General features: G+C 41.4%; 20 protein-coding genes and 1 pseudogene. 12 read left to right on the top strand and 9 right to left on the bottom strand.

Annotated features, from left to right (window positions below; all coding sequences use genetic code 11):
• Window positions 1–40: 40 nt before the first annotated feature.
• The 3 genes from PJ15_RS03460 to PJ15_RS03450 all read left to right on the top strand — a co-directional run bounded on the left by PJ15_RS03460 (window position 41) and on the right by PJ15_RS03450 (window position 2502).
• A complete protein-coding gene (locus PJ15_RS03460) occupies window positions 41–406 on the top strand; it encodes a NirD/YgiW/YdeI family stress tolerance protein (protein WP_047428023.1) in 366 nt (121 codons plus the stop codon).
• A gap of 100 nt (window positions 407–506) precedes the next feature.
• A complete protein-coding gene (locus tag PJ15_RS03455; protein ID WP_047428020.1) occupies window positions 507–1169 on the top strand; it encodes a response regulator transcription factor in 663 nt (220 codons plus the stop codon).
• A gap of 1 nt (window position 1170) precedes the next feature.
• A complete protein-coding gene (locus PJ15_RS03450; protein ID WP_047428018.1) occupies window positions 1171–2502 on the top strand; it encodes a sensor histidine kinase in 1332 nt (443 codons plus the stop codon).
• Between the two features lie 86 nt (window positions 2503–2588).
• Here PJ15_RS03450 and hemP read toward each other — a convergent pair whose 3' ends face one another.
• Complete coding sequence (hemP, locus tag PJ15_RS03445; protein ID WP_004661888.1) at window positions 2589–2759, bottom strand: hemin uptake protein HemP; 171 nt, start codon at window positions 2757–2759, stop codon at window positions 2589–2591.
• 176 nt (window positions 2760–2935) lie between these two features.
• Between hemP and PJ15_RS03440 the strand changes: the two genes are divergently transcribed.
• Window positions 2936–3847 (top strand): NUDIX domain-containing protein, encoded by a 912-nt coding sequence (locus PJ15_RS03440; protein WP_047428013.1) that lies wholly within the window; start codon window positions 2936–2938, stop codon window positions 3845–3847.
• Window positions 3848–3849: 2 nt separating this feature from the next.
• Here PJ15_RS03440 and PJ15_RS03435 read toward each other — a convergent pair whose 3' ends face one another.
• Complete coding sequence (locus tag PJ15_RS03435) at window positions 3850–4395, bottom strand: tetratricopeptide repeat protein (RefSeq protein WP_047428010.1); 546 nt, start codon at window positions 4393–4395, stop codon at window positions 3850–3852.
• 21 nt (window positions 4396–4416) lie between these two features.
• Window positions 4417–6831 (bottom strand): penicillin-binding protein 1B, encoded by a 2415-nt coding sequence (gene mrcB / locus PJ15_RS03430; RefSeq protein ID WP_047428007.1) that lies wholly within the window; start codon window positions 6829–6831, stop codon window positions 4417–4419.
• A gap of 234 nt (window positions 6832–7065) precedes the next feature.
• Here mrcB and PJ15_RS03425 point away from each other — a divergent pair, with 234 nt between their 5' ends.
• From PJ15_RS03425 to PJ15_RS03415, 3 genes are all read left to right on the top strand, one after another.
• Entirely contained in the window at window positions 7066–7974 is a 909-nt protein-coding gene (locus PJ15_RS03425; protein WP_032810682.1) for an NAD(+) kinase, read from the top strand.
• Complete coding sequence (locus PJ15_RS03420; protein ID WP_004772572.1) at window positions 7971–8243, top strand: YeaC family protein; 273 nt, start codon at window positions 7971–7973, stop codon at window positions 8241–8243. The genes PJ15_RS03425 and PJ15_RS03420 overlap by 4 nt, the downstream gene beginning before the upstream one ends.
• A gap of 65 nt (window positions 8244–8308) precedes the next feature.
• On the top strand, window positions 8309–8716 hold the full coding sequence (locus PJ15_RS03415; RefSeq protein ID WP_047428004.1) for a hypothetical protein: 408 nt from the start codon (window positions 8309–8311) through the stop codon (window positions 8714–8716).
• A 41-nt stretch (window positions 8717–8757) separates the two neighbouring features.
• Here PJ15_RS03415 and PJ15_RS03410 read toward each other — a convergent pair whose 3' ends face one another.
• Window positions 8758–9753, bottom strand: a complete 996-nt coding sequence (locus PJ15_RS03410; RefSeq protein ID WP_047428001.1) for a glycosyl transferase family protein — start codon at window positions 9751–9753, stop codon at window positions 8758–8760.
• Window positions 9754–10000: 247 nt separating this feature from the next.
• Between PJ15_RS03410 and PJ15_RS03405 the strand changes: the two genes are divergently transcribed.
• Entirely contained in the window at window positions 10001–11146 is a 1146-nt protein-coding gene (locus tag PJ15_RS03405) for an acyl-CoA dehydrogenase family protein (RefSeq protein WP_047427998.1), read from the top strand.
• Window positions 11147–11208: 62 nt separating this feature from the next.
• Here the strand turns inward: PJ15_RS03405 and PJ15_RS03400 are convergent, their stop codons facing one another.
• Window positions 11209–12150: an alpha/beta hydrolase gene (locus PJ15_RS03400; protein WP_047429139.1), complete on the bottom strand. Its 942-nt coding sequence runs from the start codon at window positions 12148–12150 to the stop codon at window positions 11209–11211.
• Between the two features lie 195 nt (window positions 12151–12345).
• Here PJ15_RS03400 and pheA point away from each other — a divergent pair, with 195 nt between their 5' ends.
• The 4 genes from pheA (at window position 12346) to PJ15_RS03380 (ending at window position 18015) form a co-directional block, all read left to right on the top strand.
• Window positions 12346–13455, top strand: a complete 1110-nt coding sequence (gene pheA / locus PJ15_RS03395) for a prephenate dehydratase (protein ID WP_004772565.1) — start codon at window positions 12346–12348, stop codon at window positions 13453–13455.
• A gap of 75 nt (window positions 13456–13530) precedes the next feature.
• Window positions 13531–15780, top strand: coding sequence for a bifunctional prephenate dehydrogenase/3-phosphoshikimate 1-carboxyvinyltransferase (locus PJ15_RS03390; RefSeq protein ID WP_047427992.1), 2250 nt, complete (start codon window positions 13531–13533; stop codon window positions 15778–15780).
• Window positions 15781–16067: 287 nt separating this feature from the next.
• Window positions 16068–16451 carry a hypothetical protein gene (locus tag PJ15_RS03385; RefSeq protein ID WP_004772562.1) on the top strand — a complete coding sequence of 128 codons (384 nt, stop codon included), beginning with the start codon at window positions 16068–16070 and terminating at the stop codon, window positions 16449–16451.
• A gap of 103 nt (window positions 16452–16554) precedes the next feature.
• Complete coding sequence (locus PJ15_RS03380) at window positions 16555–18015, top strand: aminoacyl-histidine dipeptidase (RefSeq protein ID WP_047427990.1); 1461 nt, start codon at window positions 16555–16557, stop codon at window positions 18013–18015.
• Between the two features lie 108 nt (window positions 18016–18123).
• Here PJ15_RS03380 and PJ15_RS03375 read toward each other — a convergent pair whose 3' ends face one another.
• The 4 genes and pseudogenes from PJ15_RS03375 to PJ15_RS18785 all read right to left on the bottom strand — a co-directional run.
• Complete coding sequence (locus PJ15_RS03375; RefSeq protein WP_047427987.1) at window positions 18124–18708, bottom strand: hypothetical protein; 585 nt, start codon at window positions 18706–18708, stop codon at window positions 18124–18126.
• A gap of 246 nt (window positions 18709–18954) precedes the next feature.
• Complete coding sequence (locus PJ15_RS03370) at window positions 18955–19413, bottom strand: DIP1984 family protein (RefSeq protein ID WP_004772559.1); 459 nt, start codon at window positions 19411–19413, stop codon at window positions 18955–18957.
• Between the two features lie 12 nt (window positions 19414–19425).
• Window positions 19426–19809 carry a hypothetical protein gene (locus tag PJ15_RS03365; protein ID WP_047427984.1) on the bottom strand — a complete coding sequence of 128 codons (384 nt, stop codon included), beginning with the start codon at window positions 19807–19809 and terminating at the stop codon, window positions 19426–19428.
• A 2-nt stretch (window positions 19810–19811) separates the two neighbouring features.
• Window positions 19812–19946: pseudogene (locus PJ15_RS18785) on the bottom strand (RtcB family protein); the annotation flags it as partial.
• Between the last annotated feature and the right edge of the window lie 10 nt (window positions 19947–19956).

Below are 19956 nucleotides of genomic sequence, written 5' to 3'. Positions count from 1 at the left end.
ACTCCATCGAAATGATGAAACCACGATGAGGGGAAAGTATATGAACGTATTATCTAAATTTGCAGTTGTTGCTGGCTTGGTTGGCGCAACTACTTTTGCCGTAGCGAATACTACTGCCGTAAATCAGCAAGCATTGGCGCCGACTCAAATCACCACAGTCAAACAGGCCTTGACTATGAAAGATGATACGCCAGTTAAATTGAAAGGTTATGTGGTAAAAGCAACAGGTGATGAGAAATATCAGTTTAGTGACCAGACAGGTTCAATGACGGTCGATATTGATGATGATTTATGGCAAGGTAAGCCAGTATCAGCAAAAACACCAGTGACCTTAATTGGTGAAATCGACATTGACTATAAGCCAGCGAAACGTGTTGAAGTTGATGTTGATCAGGTTCAATTTTAAAGATTGATGGACGAATAAAAAAACCACATGATCATCATGTGGTTTTTTGTTTATGATTTCATTTAAGATTATGTGAAAGATCAACAGAGTGGGCTGTTTTATGCGAATTTTATTGGCTGAAGATGATGCCTCGCAGGCGGAAAGTATCAAAGCCTGGCTGGAAATGGATGGTTATAGCGTTGACTGGGTGGAACGTGGGGATCATGCGATTCTGGCGGCTGAACAGCATCAATATGACTGTATCCTGCTGGATCGGGGCTTGCCGCAAGCTTCAGGCGATGAAATCCTTAAAACCATTCGCCGACAAAACACCAAAACCCCTGTTATTTTTATTACTGCCAAAGACCACATCCATGATCGGGTAGAAGGACTGGATCTGGGGGCCAATGATTATCTGGTCAAGCCATTTAATCTGGAGGAATTATCAGCTCGGGTTCGTTCTCAATTACGTCAACATCAGACTCAAGCGGGTCAATATCTTCATTTTGCCAATTTACAACTTGATCCCCAAGCCAAGACTCTGATTCAGGACGGTAAAGCCGTCAATCTCACCGCTAAAGAGTTCCAGATTTTATATAAACTGATGCAGAAACCTGAGCATATTGTGACACGAGAACAACTGGAAGAATCTCTGTATGCATGGGGCGATGAAATTGAAAGTAATGCCATCGAGGTGTTTATTTATCAGATTCGTAAAAAGATTGGTGGGCAATATATCAAGACCATTCGTGGTCTAGGCTATCGCATGCATCAAGGGGAATAGAATGAAAGTGGTGTCATTACAAACCAAGCTGGTTAAAACTTCTTTAGTAAGTTCAATGATTGCTGGATGTGTGGCATTACTTTTGTTCGCCGTGATTTCGGTATATCAAACCATGCAGGTACAAGATGAAATCATGGACGAGATTTCAGATATGTTGCTGATTACGGATTTAACCCAAACCTCTGGGCAACAAATTGATGAACTGAGTGATGAATTTGATATCCAATATCAGTTGAGTAATTCGCAGCAAGTTTTAACTCAATCTACTGATTTTCAGCTTGATCCACAGCATCACACTTTGATTGCAGCAACTCATGGCGACTATGGCATCATTTGGCAGCAAGGCCAGCTATGGCGGAGTTATGCGGGCGAAGATGAGCATGCACATATGCAAGTACTGATTTTACAGCCGCTCGGAGAACGTTTTAAAGACTTGCTGAATAGTTTCGCAGGCTATGCACTGATTTTAATGCTGGTGTGGCTGATGCAATGGATCATGCTACATTTCCTGATTAAACGACAATTTAAAGTGATTCATCAGTTATCTTCAGAAATATCAGAAAAAAATGCAGATGATTTGAGCCCGATACAAGCGGGAGATGTCGAACTCAAAGAATTGCAACCAATGTTGGGGCAGCTCAATCGACTGTTACAGCGTCTTGAACAATCCTTACTAGCAGAGCAGCGTTTTACTGCTGATGCATCGCATGAATTGCGTTCACCTTTATCAGCTATTCAATTGCGATTGCAGTTACTACAGCGTAAATATCCTGAACGGGCTGGTGATTTTGTTCAGATGCAGCAAGATGTGAACCGTGGTATTCAAACACTGGAAAATTTATTGCTTTTGGCACGTCTAGATCCTGAGCATGCAGAAAATCTACCCAAAACTTATTTTGATTTACAAGAGATGGTGCAGGAAGCAACACAAGCATTGGCATTATTTGCTAAGGAAAAGCGTATTCAAATTCATGCAGACATCACAGAACAATCAAATATGCTGCATGCCAATCAACAACTCATATTCACCTGCATCCGAAACATAATTGATAATGCGATCCGATATAGCATTGAGCAAGGACAGATTTATATCAGTTTGGAGCAGCAACAAGATGCTATAGCGCTGGTGATCGAAAATGAAGGACAAGGCGTGGACAACGACATACTAGCGCGATTGGGAGAGCGTTTTTATCGTGCCTTAGGAACTAAAACACAAGGTTCGGGATTAGGTCTGTCGATTTGTAAAAAAATTGTTGAATTGCATCAGGGCAAAATCAAGTTTTCTCAATCCAGCTATGGTGGCCTCAAGGTGAGTATCCAGCTACCTGCATAAATTTTCTAATGAGCAAAATAAAAAAAAGCAGCATGCGCTGACATACTGCTTATTCCCACGTTTATTATTATGCGGTTGTTATTATATTACTTCGTTAAAATCAGGCGATTATTACGCGTTAGACGTAAACGATATTCTTCGCCCGCATGCATAATGCGGATTTCGCGCCCCAAGGCAAAAAGGTTGTTTGAATGCAACATTGGCAATGATTGAGCTGCATCTGTACTACGAGTAAATAGGTTGAATGGTGCGTTCATTTGTTATGCTCCGTGGTGTGTTCTTTAATGTTTTAAATGATAATCATTATCGAATAGACCTGTCAACGGAAATTTTAAGAATTTACAAAATCAGTGATTAATTTTGTTTTTGGTCATGTGAATTCGTGTTTAAATTCCCTAGAATCGGGATAAAAGATGAGAGATTTTAGTCTGTTATGACCAAAGCTACAGTTGATGTTGCAATCGCAATTTTATTACACAAAACCAAAGTATTGGTCGGCTGGCGACAGGCCAACCAGCATCAGGGCAATAAACATGAGTTTCCAGGTGGAAAAGTTGAAGCAGGTGAAACACCAGAGCAGGCTTGTCGCCGTGAGATTTATGAAGAAGTAGGGATTGGTATAAAAGACTGGCATGTTTTTGATGTGATCCGTCATGAATATGATGACATTATTGTGAATCTGCATTTGTTTCATGCCTATGTGCCCGATGAATTGCTCGATCTGATTCATCAACCGTGGGGATGGTATAAACGTGAACAACTGGCTGAGTTAAATTTTCCAAAGGCCAATGATGCCATTCTACAACGTTTGATCTGGCCTCATCTGATCAAGATTAATGAACAAATTGATGCTTTGCCGCAACAAGAGGCGCTCTTATATTGGCGTACTGATTGTGCTGATATTGGACAGATCCAGCAGCAGCTTTTAAGGTTGAGCGATGCGCAATTACAGAAATTGATGATCAATATCGATCTGTGGCAGGAACTGGATGCTGAATTACGCGATAAGATCTCAACCATCCACTTGAAGCAATCACAGTTGATGAATTTAAGTAAAGCTGGCTTGGTTATTGGGACGCGCTTTGTCGCCGCTTGTCATGATGCTGTCTCTTTGCAACATGCCCATCATATTGGTTGTGATGCGGTGTTGTTAAGTCCGGTACAGGCGACAGAAACGCATCCTGATGCGAAAGAATTGGGTTGGGACGGTTTTGAAGAACTCGCTCGAACAAGCGATATTCCTGTGTTTGCTTTAGGTGGTGTTGCACCTGCTGAATTAAAACAAGCCCAAAAGCATCATGCTTATGGGCTTGCCGGGATCCGTCAGTTTAGTGCAATTGACTAGTTTTAAAGGGCCTGAAGGGCTCTGCGAGCTTCTTGGGCCTTCACCGAATGATTACGGGCTTCACTGGCTTTAAGAATAATTAACCACAACTGCTTTTTCATGGCATTGCTTTGCGCGTAACTGAGGCCACGGCGTGCCAATGCTTCTGCATTGGCATACTCTTTACGTTGATCGGCAATCATTGCCAAATATAAATAAGTTTCGGTGGCTTGTGGCGCGATACGTTGCGCCTGAAGGGCATAACGTTCAGCTTCCGCAAGTTGTTGCTGCTTATAAGCGACCTGCGTTTTTTGCATCAAGGTTTTAAATGCAGGTAGCTGACTACCATCATTAAACTTCTGCTGAACCTTTTGTTGAGGCATAACCACAGGAACGCTTTGACGCTTAATCTCTTTTTGATCATAAGGCGTAATTTTCACCCCAGAAGAAGGTTGAGTCACTTTCTTCGGTGGGTGAGTTGGCGTGGTCTTGGTTGGCGTCTTTTCAGGTGCCGTTGTACAACCCGCCAGTATAAGCATTCCGATAATCGCTACTGTTTTCTTCATCATGTCCAATCATCCTTTTGAGGCTTAGTTCTCACCGTTACCGTTATAGCTGCCGCTGGAAATAACGCGTGCAGGGCTACGATTGGATAAATCTGTATCCATCTGGTTTTCACTCTCACGAATATAGTTACCAATGCTATCCTCATGCTCATCATTCTGTGTGTCATCTGTTTGTGGAATATAGGTCGGTTCCACTTCATAATGAGATTGACCACATAAGGTTGCACGACGTGGCACGGTTTGACGGAGTAATGGAATATACATTGCACCATCACAGCCTTGTGCAGATAAATCACCACTCGCGCTATCAATCCATTGCCATTGCACATTATCAGTCTGGCGCAGATTAACAGGCTCTTGACGAAGCTGTTTCATCACATTGGTCCAGACCGGAAGTGCACCTGATGAACCTGTTAAACCTGTGACTTTATTGTCATCGAGACCTAACCACACCACTGCAACATGATTGCCTGAATAACCTGCGAACCATGAATCTCGGGTGTCATTGGTGGTACCAGATTTACCCGCCAGATTTAATGACTCAGGTAAGCTGTTATAGGCAGAGCGACCTGTACCAGAGCGCATCACTTGTTGTAAGCCAAAGTTCAGGATATAGGCTGCAGCAGGGTCAATGGTCTGTTGTACATTTAAGCCATAACGCTCCAGTAAATGTCCTTTGGCATCCACCACAGTACGGATAGAGCGAGGTGGATATTTAAAGCCACCTGTCGCAAAGTTGCTATAGATGCTTAATACTTCCATCGGTGACATATTCACTGCGCCCAGATAGATCGAAGGGTAGGCAGGAATATCTGAAGTCACACCAAACTGTCTTAATTTATTGCTAAATGCAGATAAACCAAATTCATTGCCTAAACGGACAGTGGATAAGTTGTATGAGTTTGCCAAAGCTTGTTGCATTGGTACAACACCATGCTCACCGCCGCTATAGTTTTTCGGTGTCCAGCTCTTATCACCATCAATTGGAATATTGACTGCGCTATCTTCAATCGGGCTTGCCCATGTGTATCGGCCTGACTCGATTGCGTTCAAGTAAATGATCGGTTTAAGCAAAGAACCCACTTGACGTTTTGCATCAAGCGCACGGTTAAAACCAGTAAAGTCCTGTGTTGAACCTACGGCTGCAACCAGTTCACCATTTTCAGGGTGGGCAACCAGCACAGCACCTTGCAGGTTTCTTAAACGGCCCGGGTTGGCATTGGCTAAACGGCTGACGGTACTCTTAAATGCGTTCTGTACCTGAGTTTGTGCGATTGGATCAAGGGTTGTGAAAATTCTTAAACCTTGATTGGTAATATCACTTTCCTGATATTCCGTGCGTAATTGACGACGCACAATATCCAAGAAGTCAGGGAATTTTGCAGGGCCTAAAGTTGGCTTGCTAACCACATTTAAAGGACGGGCAATTTCATCTTCATATTCTGCATCGGTCAAATAACCCATCACTTTCATGTTGTTTAGTACAACATCACGACGTTTCTTCGCCGATTCTGGATTACGCCACGGATTGTAGAGAGAAGGGCCTTGAACTAGGCCAACCAGAAATGCCTGTTGTGAAATATTCAGTTCACGCAATGGCAGACCGAAGTAAAACTGTGAAGCCAAGCCGTAACCATTAATAGAATAGCTACCATTTTGGCCTAAATTCACTTCATTTAAGTAAGCTTCCAGAATCTCATCTTTGCTGTAATGTAATTCAATCAATAGCGCCATAAGTGCTTCATTGACTTTACGTTTCAGCGTTTTTTCAGGTGAAAGATAGAAGTTCTTCACCAACTGCTGCGTTAAGGTTGAACCACCTTGACGACGGCCACCTGTCACATTACTCACGACAGCACGGGCAGTACCACGAATCGAAAGACCATGATGGTGATAGAAGTTACGATCTTCCGTCGAGATCAGAGCTTCGATCAGGGTTTTTGGTACTTTATTCAATTTAATGAGAACGCGGTCTTCATTATGTTGCGGATAAATACCACCAATCAATAAAGGTTCTAAACGTGCAATCCCTGTATTTGAGGGTTTGGTTGAGCGAACCTCACTCACTTCGCCATTGGCAAATGCTAGTTCCAGTACCTGTTCAGGCTCAGTACTATCACCATAGTCAAAACCACGGGTGTGTACATACATCTGATTGCCTTGAACCACATAGCTACCAGACTTATCGTAGTTAGCCGTATTCTTATACCCAAGTAATTTTAACTCTTGCGTAAAATTATCCTGAGTAATCGGTGCATTGGCATAGATTTCCAATGGGCGTGCAAACACCTTGGCAGGGATGTCCCAACGCTGACCTTCAAACTTGTCACGAATAATATTATCCAGTCGGATCAGATAGATACTAAAGGCAACAAAGACACCTATCACTAACATTGAGAAAATGAGTGCTAGAAAACCAATACCACGTTCAAACTTCATAGATTTGCGTTAAAACCAAAACAATGACGGTAATGATGCGATAGCTTATTGTCATTTTGCAATCATAAAACTGTGAATAAATAGCAACATGCAATAAAAAGATTAAGAATGTGTTGACATTAAAGGTATAAAAAAACAACGGATAGACATTTTTATACTTTTTAATCAATCATCAACGCAACATTAGTTGTTAATGATATGATAGTCAGTAATCGCGACGGAGCTGAATTATTCGTGCAAATTTCACATAAATCCTTTCGAAATATTGGTCTCATTGGACGACCAGACAAGTATTCTGTAGTAGAAACGTTATGTTTAATTCATGATCATTTGATCAATTTAGGTTTAAACCCCGTTTTTGATCAGGAAACAGCGAAACTTGTCCCCTATAGTCATGGGCAGACTGTAAGCCGTAACTTGCTGGGTGAAGTCGTAGATTTAGTGATTGTGGTGGGCGGTGATGGTTCACTGTTACATGCAGCGCGAGCTTTGGTTAGACATAATACGCCAGTGCTCGGTATTAACCGTGGTCGACTCGGCTTTCTAACCGACATTAAGCCAGCGGAAGCTATTTTCAAGCTGGATCAGGTATTACAAGGCCAGTTTCAGTTGGATCGCCGTTTCTTACTGGAAATGGAAGTCCGTACCAATGGTGAAACCATTTATGATGCGATTGCATTGAACGATGTGGTGTTGCACTCAGGAAAATCGGTGCATATGATCGATTTTGAACTGAATATTGATGGGCAATATGTTTATCGTCAGCATAGTGATGGTTTGATTGTTTCTACACCAACGGGTTCGACTGCTTATGCGCTGTCAGGCGGCGGGCCGATTTTACATCCAAGTATGGATGCGATTGCACTAGTTCCGATGCATCCGCATACCTTGTCATCACGTCCTATCGTGGTGGGGGGGCAAAGCGAAATCAAGATTACCATCCGTGAAAATCGTGTATTGCCTATGGTTAGTGCTGATGGACAACATAGTGTTGCATTAAATGTTGGCGACACGGTGCATATCCGTAAACATCCGTTTAAACTAAGCTTATTACATCCACCAGGTTATGACTTCTATATGGCATGTCGTACCAAGTTAGGGTGGAATCAAGATTTTGAATCTTTTCAACAGGATGACTCATGAATATTGAACAAATGCTCGCTATTTTAAATCCTGAAATTGTTGAGCGTCTTCGTACAGCTGTTGAAATTGGCAAATGGCCAAATGGTGTTGTATTGACCAAAGAGCAGCGTGAAATCTGTATGCAAGCAGTTTACGCATGGGAAATGGAAAATTTACCAAAAGAACAGCGCAGTGGTTATATCGACCGTGGTACTAAAGAAGAAGGTGAGGAATGTGATGATGATCATCACAAAAATGAACCTGAATTTAAGCCGATTAGGTTTGTTTAAATTTAAAAAGCTCAGTGATCACTGGGCTTTTTTTCATTTTCATTAAAAATGTCATCATGAATTTTATGAAACTTCAGAAATCTGTTTGCACGCTATTGTGTTTAACCATGTTCAGTGGAATTACATTCGCAAAACAGCCGATTGAATGTTTACTCAAAGTGAAAGTTGTCGCCAGTCAAAAATATGCTTCGCCTCAAACAGAGTATACCCCCTTAAAGAATGATGGTTATCCCATGTTGCTGATTGGGATTAAAGTTCTGGATGCCCAAACAATGCGAAGCTCTCAAAAGAGCAAAGCCCATTACTCATATTGTAATAAGCTGATTGGTCAGCAGCGAGATGCTTATCTATCTGGTGCCTACGATTCAAACAAAATCACATTTAAAATTGGCGATCAACTCATCTTGAGAAATATTCACTCTTCAGGTCAGGAATATCCATTTTGGCCAGATTTTTATTATGTTGAAGATTAAGACCAAGATTATGCAATATAACCTTGGTCATTAATTCTAGATCAGAAACGACTTTCCCAAAGCTCTTTCGCTTTTGTCATTGCATCATCATAGCTACTGACCACACCCATGGTATACAACGCAATCCCCATCGTTTCGATCACTGCCATTTCTCCATATTCATGCGTTTGCTCACCCAGCCACACCGCTTTAAATACTGCAAGATCAAGCTCTTCTTCAATCGGGCTGCGGTCAGGAGTGAGTTTTGGCAGCTCATGTTCATATAACTCACCATTTTTAATCCCACAGATTAAAGTTTTGGCATCAGGATTACGTTCAAACTCGCCGCCTTCACCCTTAATCACCGCACTATTTTGATATCCCAAACGGAAAGCAGTTTGCTGGTGTGACGTTCGATAAGCAGGATGAAAAATAGCTTGTAAGGTGGCTTTGGCATTAAATGGATTAATCAGTCGCGCCAGAGTGTGAATCGGAGAGCGTAATCCCATCACATTTCGCAGTGAAATAAGTTCGCTTAAAATCGGTGAAATTGCTTCTAGTGGAAGGTAGGCAAAGTTGTGCTGTTCAAGTTGTTCACGGACATCCTGTTCATTCTGGCAAATAGAATAGCCTAAGTATTGCAAAACCTGTTCAGTATAAACACGGTTAATCGTGTGGCCAGACGCACCGTGCATCACAATCTTGTAACCATGATGCGCTAAAGTCAGTGCAGCCAATAAAAACCACGGATAGTGTTTACGTTTACCTGCATAAGAAGACCAGTCAAGATCCACCTCCAGCGGCTGAAAGTTAAGCTGGTCACGCGTAGCTTGGACAAAACCTGCCAGTTCATCGACAGATTCTTCTTTAACGCGAAGTAGCATTAAAAACGCGCCAAGCTGCACGTCCAGTACTTCATCTTTCAATATCATGCTAAAGGCTTGATAAGCCTCTTCGTAACTGAGTGAACGTGAACCTGTTTTGCCTTTCCCTAAAATACGAACATATTGAGCAAATGGATGTTCTGCGGTTTTATAGATATTTCGTTTTGTGTTCATGGCCGTATTGAGGATTGTCACTGAGAATGAGATCAATATGACATAAAATCGGGTCAGGTAGCATAAAAAAACCAGCAAGCTGTTTAATCAATAAGCAACTGTGGTTTAAAGAACCAAGATGCAAACAAAATTATTGACCGAATCAGTCTAGTGATTTGATGTAAACGGGACATGACATCTGATCTAAAAGTTATTAGCATGACTTCGTACAAATTTTTAAGAACAAAGAAAGCGAAAGGAAATAAAGATGTTAGCTTATGATGCAGATTTGGAACTCTTCCGTGATAATTTTAAACGCTTTATGAGTGAGCAGATTGCACCGCATTATGATCAATGGGAACGTGAAGGCATTATGCCGCGTTCAGTGTGGTCTGCATTGGGTGAAAATGGATTCTTGTGTGTGGATGTACCAGAAGAATACGGTGGTTATGGTGTTCCAACGCATTATTCACTCATGTTGGTGGAAGAATCTGCCCGTGCAGGTTACTGTGCATTATCTACTGCAATTTCATGTCATTCTGAAATCGCTGCGCCATATATTCAGCACATTGCAACAGAAGAACAAAAACAGTACTGGTTACCGAAAATGGTGTCGGGTGAAGTCGTTGGTGCGATTGGTATGACTGAACCAGGTGCAGGCTCAGACTTACAGGCAATGCGTACCAGTGCAATTTTGCAAGATGACCACTATGTATTAAATGGTTCGAAAACCTTTATTTCAAATGGTCAGCATGCTGATCTGGTTGTGCTGGCAGTAAAAACTGATCCACAGGCGCGTGCTAAAGGTGTGTCATTGATGTTAGTCGATACGCATTTGGAAGGCTTTAAAAAGGGTACCAACCTCGACAAAATCGGATTACATTCACAAGATACCTCAGAGCTGTTCTTTGATAATGTCAAAGTGCCGAAAGATCAATTGCTAGGTCAAGCAGGGCAAGGTTTTGCTTACTTGATGCAGGAGCTTCCACGTGAACGTACTGCGATTGCAGCAACAGCTTTAGGTGCGATTCGTGGAGCAATTGATTTAGCAACGGCTTATGTCAAAGAGCGTCAGGCGTTTGGTCAGGCAATTTCACAATTCCAGAATACACGTTTTGTCTTGGCACAAGCGAAGATTGATGAGCTGGCAACTGCTGCTTTCTATAACCAAAACGTTGAGCTCTATAACGAAGGTAAACTGGACGTAGAAACTGCTGCGGCATTGAAGAGCTTCAGTACTGATATGCAAATGAAAGTTGCAGATAACCTGCTTCAGTTATTTGGTGGTTATGGTTATATGACTGAATACCCAATTTCACGTTTCTTCGTTGATGCGCGTATCCAACGTATTTATGGTGGAACGAACGAAATTATGAAAGAAATCGTGGCGCGTGGAATTATTGGTAAAGCTTAATTCATACGCTTCAAAGAATAGCCTGCCCAATAGCAGGCTATTTTGTTTCATGCAGGAGGAGATTAAGGCTTTGGTTCATCAAATAAGGCCGCACAACGTTCAGTTTGACATCCTGCAAGTAGAATGGCTTTAGGTAAGCTGGCATACATATTAGTCAGGTGTTGTTCAGCGGGATGCTGAAAATGCCAAAAAGAAAATTGTTTTGAGTGTTGGTCTTTAAAATTTTGATAAAAATCATTTTGCTTTTTTAAAGCATCTGGATCTGCCGCAGGGCCTTTGCCTAATTCTTGTGTACCCACAGTGGTCATGAGCATTACGTTTTGAGTTGTATTGGCTTGATTCTTTAACCATTCAGCCTGTCTATTTAATAAGGCGTAGTTGTCAAACCAGAGTGAAGGGCTTGCTGCAATATAGCGCTGAAATGTTTGTGGCTTGGAAAAGAAGGTATGCAATGCAAACAAGCCGCCAAAGGAGTGTCCGAATAAGCTTTGTTGTTGCGCATTGACTTTAATACGTGAACTGATTGCTGGTTTCAGTTCTTTATCCAAAAACTGGATGAACTGGTCTGCACCACCATATTGATATTTTGCCTGAGCTTGAAACTCAGCAGACGTTTTAGGGGTATAGTCTAAGGCACGTTTTTGCACATAAAAGGTGTTTTGGTCTGGATAGCCTACCGCAACAATCACCACAGGGCTAAGCCCCAAACGATTTGCACCTGCACCAACTGATTTCGCAATATTGGCAGCACTTTCAAAAGCGGCATTGCCATCTAAAACATACAGCACAGGAAAGCCTTCTACAGGTGCTGCACGATCAGGAATAGAAATCTGAATCAGGTAATCCTGAGCAGTATATTTCGATTTCAGGATAAAACTTTGTCTGGTCTGGGTATTTGCTTGCACTTCACGTGCTGAACTGGAACTTGCTGTAGAAGGCTGCGCAACCACGGATTGGGTCGCGATCATAAGAGAAAAAGTTAAAATACCAAGACGTTTCAACATCACTTTATTTACACTCATCAAAATTTTGACAAGAAATATATAATGAAAATCATTATCAATAAAGTTTAATGGGAAAAAGAGTTAAAACTCAGCGTGTTTAATGCATAAAAGTATTGTTATACTCTAGCTCGGATAATCGATTCATAGATAGATTGTAATCCATTCTTATAGATGATTTTGCTGAGGTTGCATTCAATGGTAAACGATGGACAAAACACATCGAATTCACTTAATTTAGAACAAATTCGTAACGATATTGATAGTGTTGATCAACAAATCCAAGAGTTACTCAACCGCCGTGCGACACTGGCAGAAGCGGTAGCTAAAGCGAAATTTGCATCCGAAGAAAATCCACTGTTTTATCGCCCGGAACGTGAAGCGCAAGTGCTCCGTAAAGTTATGGAGCGTAATCAAGGGCCTTTGTCTGATGCAACCATGGCACGCTTATTCCGTGAAATCATGTCGGCATGTCTGGCGCTTGAAGCACCACAAAGCATTGCATTTTTAGGGCCAGAAGGGACGTATACGCACTCTGCTGTGTTAAAGCATTTTGGTAAAGATGCGGTTGTGCGTCCATTACCAACCATTGATGAAGTTTTCCGTGAAGTTGAAGCGGGCAGTGCGCATTATGGTGTTGTTCCTGTAGAGAACTCATCTGAAGGGATTGTGAACCATACGCTGGATTGCTTTAAAGCATCGACAGTGAATGTGATTGGTGAGGTTGAGCTTCGTATCCATCACCAATTCCTTGTCTCAGAAAATACCCGTAAAGACAGCATCAAGCAGATTTATGCGCATCAGCAAACCTTGGCTCAATGCCGTAAATGGCTAGATGCACATTATCCAGGCGTTGAGCGTGTTGCACTGAATTCAAATGCAGAAGCGGCTCGCCGTATTCGTAACGAATGGCACTCTGCTGCGATTGCATCTGATATTGCGGCAAGTATGTACAATCTTGAGATTTTACATAGCAATATTGAAGATAACCCAGAAAATACCACACGTTTCCTTGTGATTGGGCGTGAGAAGATTCCTCAAAGCGGGAATGACAAGACCTCGTTATTAATCTCTGCACATGATCGTGCTGGTGCTTTACTGGAAATTCTTGCACCGTTTGCGAAGCATCAAATCAGCTTGACCAGCATTGAAACACGTCCAGCATTACCTGAAAAATGGGCTTATGTGTTCTTTATCGATTTAGAAGGACATATCGGTCAGGAAAATGTTGCGGCGGCATTGGAAGAAATTCGTCCAATGGTAAAAGAGTTACGTGTACTCGGATCTTATCCAATCGCTGTTTTGTAATCCCGTTTTATCGAATGGATAGATGACTTCGGTATCTATCCATATCAATGTCGTCTCATTAGGCAAATATGTTTTATGTCTCAACCATTATTTAAAAAAGTTGCATTTATCGGACTTGGACTGATTGGGTCTAGTCTTGCCCGTGTAATTGTGGCAGAACAACTTGCATCTCAAATTGTGGCTTCAACACGCTCAAAAAAAACATTAGAAGATGCCAAGACACTCGGTCTTATTCAACACGGTTATGCAACACCTGAAGAAGCAGTTCAGGATGCAGATTTAATTGTTTTAGCATTACCCGTTCGTGCGACACAAAAAGTGCTTGAACAGATCAAGCCCTTTCTTGCCGAAAATGCCATTATTACCGATGTAGGTAGTACCAAAGGCAATGTGGTTGAAGCGGCAAAAGCAGTATTTGGTGAAAATTTACCTGTCGGTTTTGTGCCGGGGCATCCTATTGCAGGTGCAGAACATACTGGTGTGCATGCGGGTAAAGTTGATTTATTCGTCAATCACAAAGTGATTCTAACGCCACTGCCGACCAGCGCGGAGTGGGCGGTTGAAAAGCTGATTCAGCTTTGGTCTGCGGCAAAAGCAGAAGTGATTTGCATGGATGTTGCTAAACATGATGAAGTGTTGGCACATACCAGTCATTTACCGCATTTGATGGCATTCAATCTGGTTGAGCAACTGGCAAATCGAGAAGATAATCTAGATATTTTCCGCTATGCTGCGGGTGGTTTTAGAGACTTCTCTCGAATTGCAGCCAGCGATCCACAGATGTGGCATGATATTTTCTTTGCCAACAAAACCGCAATTTTGAATGCTGTTGATGGTTTCGAACAGCAATTATCCGTTTTAAAGAAATTGATTGAACAGGAAGATTCGCATGCGTTGATGGGGCTATTGGGCCACGCGCAAGCGGCACGCCAACATTTTAATCATATGTTAGCCAAAAAACCTTTGATGGAGAAAAACAAGGTGACACAGCAATTTAGCATTTTACCGGGAAAGAAAACATTTACAGGTAAATTCACCGTACCGGGTGACAAATCTGTGTCACATCGCTCAATTATGTTTGGTGCGATTGCAGAAGGCACAACTCATGTGACAGGCTTTTTGGAAGGTGAAGATGCACTCGCAACTTTACAGGCATTCCGTGATATGGGCGTGAGCATCGAAGGACCAAAGAATGGTGAAGTGACCATTCATGGCGTGGGCATGCAAGGCTTAAAAGCACCTGCAAGCGCATTGTATATGGGCAACTCAGGCACCAGTATGCGCTTGTTATCAGGCATGCTGTCTGCGCAAAAATTTGACTCTGTAATGACTGGCGACGCATCATTGTCTAAACGTCCAATGGAACGTATTGCTAAGCCACTTCGTGAAATGGGTGCACTCATCCAGACCACAGGCGAGAAAGGTACACCACCTGTGAGTATTACAGGTAGTCAGATGCTTAAAGGAATCCAATACGATTTACCAATGGCGTCAGCTCAGGTGAAATCAGGCATTTTATTGGCTGGTTTATGGGCTGAAGGTGAAACGTCGGTGACTGAACCAGAACCGACGCGCGATCATACTGAGCGTATGTTGCGTGCCTTTGGTTATGATGTAAAAACTGAAGGTAATAAAATCTCGCTTGTCGGTGGTGGAAAATTAGTTGGTACAGATATTCAAGTACCTTCGGATATTTCATCTGCTGCATTCTTTATGGTGGGTGCAGCGATTACTGAAGGCGCTGATGTGGTACTGGAAGCAGTCGGTATTAATCCAACTCGTACAGGTGTGATCGAAATCCTTAAGCAAATGGGTGCTGATCTGACAGTTGAAAATGAACGTATTGCAGGTGGCGAGCCGATTGCAGATATTCATATCAAAGGTTCAAGAACATTGAAAGGCATTCACATGCCAGAAGATCAAGTGCCTTTAGCCATTGATGAATTCCCAGCATTGTTTATTGCTGCTGCATGTGCAGAAGGTCAAACTGTATTGACAGGTGCTGCTGAGCTTCGTGTTAAAGAATCTGACCGTATCCAAGTGATGGCAGATGGTTTGAAAATCATGGGGATCGACTGTACACCAACGGAAGATGGCATCATCATTGAAGGTAAAGGTAAATCTGGCGACTGGTCAACGATCTTCGCGGGTGGTGAAATTGAATCACATCATGACCATCGCATTGCCATGAGCTTTAGTATGGCTGGTTTACGTACCTCAGGTGAAATCACGATTCATGGTACAGAAACGGTTGCGACAAGTTTCCCAACCTTTACCGAGCTTGCAAACTCAGCTGGATTGGATTTAAGTGTAGTCAATCCGTAATCCGATTTGAATCAAGCAGCATTCAGCTAGAGAAGGTTGAGTGCTGCTTTTTTTATGTACTTATCTCTAAAAAGAATTTGTTAGAACCATCCATTTAACGCTTAAATACTAAAAATGATGACTTCGCTGATGTACATATCTAATCGGGTCGAAATTTATCAATTTAACAATAGAACTAAGACAATCAGCTAATCGTTTAGAGACGATTGTATATATAATAATTCAGAGTATAGGCGTTGGATTTAGATTGTGATGCGGCGCTAAAATATAATAAAAGAGGGAATAGCATGAAAACGTTGCAATTTATAGCAGATTGCCCAAAACATGGAGTGGTCGATCATCCACCGAATGAGTGCTATATCACACAAGAATATGTGGCTGCACTACTGTTTAAACAATTAGAACAATATGGTTTTGATGCCCAGCATATTCGTCATGAACATGAGAAAATAGAAGTGCGCATCGATAATCATCAATTACCGCTTTCGATTTTATGTTCGCAACAAGATACCGAAGGACATATTTTGTGTGAGATTTCAGCCAATCCACAACGTGAACAAGCGTGGTTTGAAAAGATCGAGACGCAAAGTATTATTCGCCAACTGGCTCAGGCCGTAGAAAATAGCTTAAAAGCAGAGCATAGTTTTTCTCAGTTTGTATGGAAAAGCTAAGTCTTTTTTACGAATAGAATCTTAAATGAAGTGCATTAACATCATGACCGTTTCGGTGTATGGTGTATATTGATTTAAACGCTTTATTTGAGAGTATAGGTGCATGATACAGGTCGATTTTTCTAAATTATCACCCCAAGTGGTTTGGCAACATTTTGAGACCTTATGTACGATTCCTCGGCCTTCCAAGCACGAACAACAATTAAGACAACATTTAAAAGATTGGGCGGAACAGCGTAAGCTCCAAACTTATGTCGATGATATTGGTAATCTGATTATTCGCAAAGCGGCAACTGCAGGTAAAGAACAGGTGGCTGGTGTGATTTTGCAAGGGCACTTGGATATGGTGACTCAGGCAAATCGAGGAACCCAACATGATTTTTTTAAAGATCCTATTCGACCTGTATTAAAAGATGGCTGGCTGATTGCTGAAAATACTACTTTAGGTGCAGATAATGGAATTGGCGTTGCATTGGCACTGGCGGTATTAGAATCAAATGATATTGCACATGGGCCGATTGAAGTCCTGTTGACCATTGATGAAGAAGCGGGAATGAGTGGCGCACGCTTACTCGAATCTGGCGTTTTAACTGGACAATGGCTTTTTAATATTGATACCGAAGAATGGGGCGAGCTGTATCTTGGCTGCGCAGGCAGTATTGACTTAGAAGTGGGGCAGCCACTTGAATATGAAACAGCACCAAATAATTTAATCTTTGTAGATTTACTGGTATCAGGGCTAAAAGGTGGTCACTCTGGGGTTGATATTCATTTAGGTCGAGGGAATGCCAATGTCATTCTAGCCAATTTCCTCAATGATTATTTGACACAATCCAATGGTCGACTGGTTGAATTTGTCGGTGGAACAGCACGTAATGCCATCCCGCGTGAAGCCTTGGCAACTATTGCAATTCAGTCAGAACAACTGACTGAATTGAAAAATGCTGTGGCAGCGACACAAGCTGCATGGCAACAGAAACTACAGGGCATTGATGATCAGTTGCAAATCACGGCACAGCGAAATACCAGTCAGATAAATGACGTGATTGCCTTGCATCAACAACAAGCGTGGTTGCAGGCATTGGCAACTTGCCCTTATGGTATTGCTCAATGGAGCACTGCTTTACCAGATGTGGTTGAAACATCGAATAATATCGGTGTGGTAAAGCTGACTAAAGACGAAGCAAAAACCTTGATTATGGTTCGTTCGATGGTGAATCAGCAGGCGTTAGCCTTTGCTCAGAACATTCAACAGCACTTTGCCAATTTCCAGATTCAATCTGAATTAACGCCGTTAGTATCAGGTTGGACACCGAATCCAGAGTCGGCTGCGTTAAAGTGCTTACAACAAGCGTATCAATCCGCATTTAAAATTGAGCCAAACTTGAAAGTAATTCATGCGGGGTTGGAGTGCGGCATTATTGCGGAACATTATCCTGATTTGCAGATGGTATCGTTTGGCCCAGATATTCAGGGCGCGCATGCACCGGGAGAGCGAGTTAAAGTGGATACGGTAGAGAAATGCTGGAAGTTGTTGGTGACGGCGCTAGAATCTATTGAATAAGCCCTTAATAAAAAGAAGCTCAAAGATGAGCTTCTTTTACTTTAACTGTGATCTGAAACAGTGTTTTATCCAACTTGATAAATTCAATTTCACAATTTAACCTGTGAATTAATCTTCCCAATGGAAAAAAGCATTAAAGTAGCAATATCCATGATTTGTGAAATTTGTATGTACCCCATAATTTGAAGGTAATTTTATTTTTAATTGTTTTTGATTTAATCGAATTAATTCAAATTTTGATAGTAATTTCTCAATCTGTTGTGCAATCAATATAATATTTGAATTTTTAATTTCATCAATTTGATCTAACTTTGGAAAACCATTAAAACGTTCTATTTTTTTGGTTTTACTTTGCCAACGATATTCATCTTCAATCATAATGAAATAGGGAGCTATGCGACAAAAATATATTTCTAATCCCAGAAAGTTTTGGTTATAGGATGGATATAGCTGTTTTGTACGAAATTCGTCTTTGAAGAAAAAAGTAGGAATATAAGATGCATAACCTGAACCATAGTGATCAAAATCTACGAGGAATTGTGTACCAGATAGCTTTGAAATATCTAAAAATATTTGTTTATAGTGTTGATCAATTAAGTTTTCATTATTTGTGCTCCATGGGAACACATCTGAAATAGAATCTCCCGAGATCAATGATTCAATTTCTAATTGTGATAATTGAAAAAAACTCATAACTTTCCATTAAGGTTAAATGAACATACTGTCAGTACATGGTAATGCGAAGTAACGCGTGACTTTGCTTTTAACAAAGGTTTAGGAGGTACATGGTGCTGAGCCTAATCTGTGAAGATTGATGCATGGCTCACATGCTTCCGTAGCCGCCTGAATTATTTTCAATCCCTCAAGCGGATGCAGGATCTTGTACTCGCCCAGTATGTCCAAACTGTGATTGTGAATTAAATTCACAAAATCTGTTGTCTATTCGACTAAATCAATCTGCCAATTGGCAGCCTGAATCTTGATATTTAAATCACGTAGTTTCGCGCTGATATCATCGGCCTGTTTTTGCAAGCTAGAAACAGGGATGACCTTCTTCCATTTAATTTCTCGTGAACTATAACGATCAGATTCACGATGGGTATTGGCAATCGCATCAACGAGAATCTTATGCTGTTCTGCATAATTATCACGTAAGCTTAATAGGGATAGCAATATTTTACCATCCTCTAATTTTGCTTGCGCATTGGTCAAATGAATACGACAAATCAATTGATTGCTTTCTTGGGTTAAAGCAAACACTTGTTTGATTAGCTCATTTGGATCTTCACTTGGTTCATCACCATCTTGTACCAATACATTGGCATTGATCCGTTGTTTTAATGAAGCGAGCTTTTTTTGTTGATCACTTCGAAGTAAAAGTGCTTCTGCGAGTTTCATTTTATTTACCTTTTATTCAATATGTACAATGACTAAGTTTGAAACATCTTCCAATTGCATACTAAATTTTGCAAATTCCGTAATATCTTCTAAAGTTTCATTTTCATGCCAGGTTGTCATGAAGCAATGATTGACTGGTGGTTGATAGTTATAAAAACCTAGATAGGTTTCATCTAGGATATCATCCCAAATAGAGCACTCATATCCTGTCACCATTGCTTGAATGCATCGTTTTGAATAGACAATCTGCTCACAAATCCAATTACGCCATTCAGGTCGGATTTTTTCAACATTGACAATCAAGATGATGAAATAGGATTGCTCTGGTAGCACGAGATGGGCTTCCTCATTTGCTCTGATTCTATAGCTTTGAATATTTAAACAATCCTTTTCCATAACTAACCCTTAACATTCATCACTTGTCTTAGTGTATACACCACTTCAACCAAATCCCGTTGTGGTTTCGGCTTATAGGCCGATGCAATTTTATCAATCACAGTAACATCTTTACGGCCTTCCACATCTTTAGTTTGAGAGACTTCC

It is taken from the genome of Acinetobacter sp. neg1, from assembly GCF_000788125.1.
Classification (GTDB): domain Bacteria; phylum Pseudomonadota; class Gammaproteobacteria; order Pseudomonadales; family Moraxellaceae; genus Acinetobacter; species Acinetobacter vivianii.
Note: the sequence above shows the minus strand (reverse complement) of the source record. Positions and strands in the feature narration are given on the sequence as shown.